The organism is Vibrio sp. V42_P2S4T144, assembly GCF_009904715.1.
Lineage (GTDB): Bacteria > Pseudomonadota > Gammaproteobacteria > Enterobacterales > Vibrionaceae > Vibrio > Vibrio alginolyticus.
Window position 1 is genome coordinate 1 of sequence record NZ_WXWS01000659.1, and the last position, 3,725, is coordinate 3,725.

The window sequence follows — 3,725 nt, forward strand, 5'->3', positions numbered from 1 at the left end:
GAAAATAACCGAACCCGGTTCTCTGCTGATTGTTTTTCTTCATGTCTATTTTGGCTTCGTGTAAATGAAAACTCATTGTACCTGTGAGGACTTTTCTTTCAAAGCCCTGACAAATGACGTCTTGTTAAGTGGAATCGTGGCAAGAATCACAACAAAAAACGGAACTTCTTGCATTAAGTTGTTCTAAATCTACATATAGTTTTGGTAAAGTAAACGTATCATTCAGATTTATTGCACTTGGGTTGCTGCTCAAGGAACTGCGAGTAGTAAAAACAAGTATATTGAGAGTAAATAATGCAGGAATTGCGATTCGTACTCATTGTTGTTGGCGCATTAGCCATCGCGGCATTACTGTTTCATGGTTTATGGAGCAGTAAAAAAGAAGGCAAAGCAAAGTTTGGTAACAAGCCACTTGGTAAGCTGGATGTTGACCAAGAAGACAAAAATGATCTTGTTGAGAAAGAACGAGACTTCGCTCCCGCTCCTGAAGATGACTTTGAGATCATTCGCAAAGATCGCAAAGAACCAGATTTTGGGATGGCGAGTTCTTTCGACAACAAGTTTGAATCTGACCCGTTATTCGGTGGTCCATCTGAAGTCAAACAGACGCAGCAGGAGCCGGATGACATCCCTTCATTTGTTGCAGAAAAAGATAAAGAAGAGGACGTTGAGCCTGTTGTTCAAGCAACAGTAGCTGAAGAGCCATTCCAGCCTGCTGTGGAAGAAGAAGTTATTCCCGCCGCGTTTGATATTACGGAGAAAGAACAGCAAGTCGAAACGGTTAGTGAGCCTGTCGTTGCAGAGCCTAAGGAAGAGCCAAAGCCAGAACCTGAAATGCAAGTGATTGTATTGAATGTGCACTGTGCTGGTGAAGAGCCATTTGTTGGTACTGCTTTATTTGAAAGTATGCAACAAAACGGTCTAATTTATGGCGAGATGGATATTTTCCATCGTCATGTCGACTTGTCCGGTAACGGCAAAGTGCTGTTTAGCGTCGCTAATATGATGCACCCTGGTACGTTTGAACATGCTGATCCTGCTGAGTTTACAACGAAGGGTATTTCATTCTTCATGACATTGCCTTGTTATGGCGAGGCTGAACAGAACTTCAACTTAATGCTCCGAACTGCGCAGCAAATTGCTGATGACTTAGGTGGTAACGTACTTGATGACCAGCGCAACTTAATGACGCCAGATCGTTTAGCATCTTATCGACGTCAAATAGTTGAGTTTAATGCCGCTAACGCATAATCTTAACAGCAAATAATAATAGGGCTCCGGATGGAGCCCTTTTTCTTGGATTTCCCAACCTCACCGATTGAAAATACACGGGGCTTTACTATGTCTGAATCAGTACTTCAGCGACTAGAAGAACTAAAAGAGTCGTTGCATTACCACGCTGTGCGTTACTACGTGGAAGATAACCCAGAGATCCCTGATGCCGAGTACGACCGTTTAATGCGAGAGTTACTGGATATTGAAGCTGAGAACCCTGACTTAATAACCGTAGACTCGCCAAGCCAACGTGTCGGTGGGCAACCTCTCTCTGCGTTTAGCCAAGTGACACATGAAGTACCGATGCTTTCGCTTGATAACGCGTTTGATGATAGTGAACTCGATAGTTTCCACAAGCGCGCACAAGAGCGCGTGGGCAGCCAGAGTGTGAAAGAATACTGTTGTGAGCCTAAATTGGATGGACTCGCCGTAAGTTTGTTATATGAGAATGGCGTTTTAGTTCAGGCGGCCACTCGAGGCGATGGTACTACGGGTGAAAACATCACAGAGAATGTGCGTACGATTAAAGCTATTCCTTTAAAACTCAGAGGTAATGACTGGCCAAATCGTCTTGAAGTTCGTGGTGAAGTCTTTATGCCGAAAGCTGGGTTTGAAAAGCTCAATGAATTAGCAAGGAAGAAAGGCGAGAAAATCTTTGTTAATCCACGTAACGCTGCGGCAGGTAGCTTACGACAATTGGATTCACGTATTACGGCTTCTCGTCCGCTTAGCTTCTATGCATACAGTGTAGGCGTGGTGCAAGGTGCAGAATTGGCAGCAAGTCATTACGAACGCTTTTTGCAAATCAAATCTTGGGGACTGCCAATGTGTCCGGAAACTAAGCGAGTTGAAAGCTTGGCGGATGTAAAAGCTTACTACCAAGATATATTGCAGCGTCGTGATGCCCTCCCTTATGAGATCGATGGTGTCGTTATTAAAATTGACGATATTGCCGTGCAAGAGCGTCTGGGTTTTGTTGCTCGCGCTCCACGTTGGGCGATTGCCTACAAATTTCCAGCTCAGGAAGAAATGACGACACTGAATGAAGTGGAGTTCCAAGTCGGTCGCACTGGTGCGATTACACCTGTTGCTAAACTAGAGCCTGTATTTGTTGGTGGGGTAACGGTAAGTAATGCGACGCTTCATAACGCAGATGAGATAGAACGTCTGCAAGTCAAGATTGGTGATCACGTTGTGATCCGCCGTGCTGGCGATGTTATTCCGCAAGTCGTTTCTGTCATCAAAGAGCGTCGACCAGAAACAGCTCGAGATATTGTTTTCCCAACTCAGTGTCCTGTTTGTGGTTCGCATGTTGAGCGGATCGAAGGAGAAGCGGTAACACGTTGTATGGGGGGCTTAGTTTGCCAAGCCCAACGCAAACAAGCGCTAAAACACTTTGTTTCTCGTAAAGCGTTAGACGTTGACGGTTTAGGCGATAAAGTGATCGAGCAGCTTGTTGATCGTGAGATGGTGAAAACTCCTGCTGACTTATTTAAGTTATCAGCGGGGATTTTAACCGTACTAGATCGCATGGGACCAAAGTCTGCGCAGAATATTGTGAATGCGTTAGAAAAATCCAAAGAAACAACTTTACCTCGGTTTTTGTATTCACTGGGGATCCGTGAAGTTGGCGAGGCAACCGCAGCAAACTTAGCAATGCACTTTAAAACGTTGGGAGCGATCCAAAATGCTACCGAAGAGCAGTTGATTGAAGTGCAAGACATCGGTGCTGTGGTTGCTCAACATATTACGACTTTCTTTAGTGAAGAACAGAACCAAGCGGTGGTTAAAGATTTGCTTGAACAAGGAATTCATTGGCCAGAGATTAATACTACTGAGCAGAATTACCATTAGAAGGTAAAACAGTAGTATTAACGGGAACACTTTCTCAACTGGGGCGTACAGAAGCCAAAGAAGCCCTCCAAGCACTGGGGGCTAAAGTGACGGGTAGTGTTTCTAAGAAAACCGATATTTTGTTTGCTGGTGAAAATGCAGGTTCGAAGCTCGCAAAGGCACAAGAACTGGGTATCGAAATTAAAACAGAACAAGACTTACTCGAATTGATGAATTAAGTCTTCTCAAAAAAGCTAAAAAATAACTAAAAGCCCCGTATGGTAAGCATGCGGGGCTTTTTCTTGTTCATAATTAAGTGTTTTTTTATTGAGTAATTGATGCCTTTGTTCTTTTCAGTGATCAAGATCGAACCTTGGGGTATTGGTTTTTTTGGCTTTTTTAGTCTGCGAGTGACTTCAAGTTGATACTTTCAGGCTAAATTTAAATGTTTGATTTTAAATGATATTTTGTTGAGTTGTGTTGGTGTTGTTAAAAATAAGATCTGGATCAATAAGTTATATGGAACTTTGGAGTGGCTCATATTTTTTTAGAAAAAAAATAAGTTCCATTTGGATGTTTTTAGCTGCGAAGTTAGTCTTAATCACGTGGATACACGG

General features: G+C 43.2%; 1 protein-coding gene and 1 pseudogene. Both read left to right on the forward strand.

Features of this window, described 5'->3' with window-relative positions:
- Nucleotides 1-294 precede the first annotated feature (294 nt).
- The gene (gene zipA / locus CAG68_RS21330; protein WP_017819969.1) at nucleotides 295-1,251 is read left to right on the forward strand and encodes a cell division protein ZipA; all 957 of its coding nucleotides are present in this window, start codon (nucleotides 295-297) and stop codon (nucleotides 1,249-1,251) included.
- Between the two features lie 90 nt (nucleotides 1,252-1,341).
- Nucleotides 1,342-3,347 (forward strand): annotated as a pseudogene (gene ligA / locus CAG68_RS21335) (NAD-dependent DNA ligase LigA).
- Nucleotides 3,348-3,725: the final 378 nt, after the last annotated feature.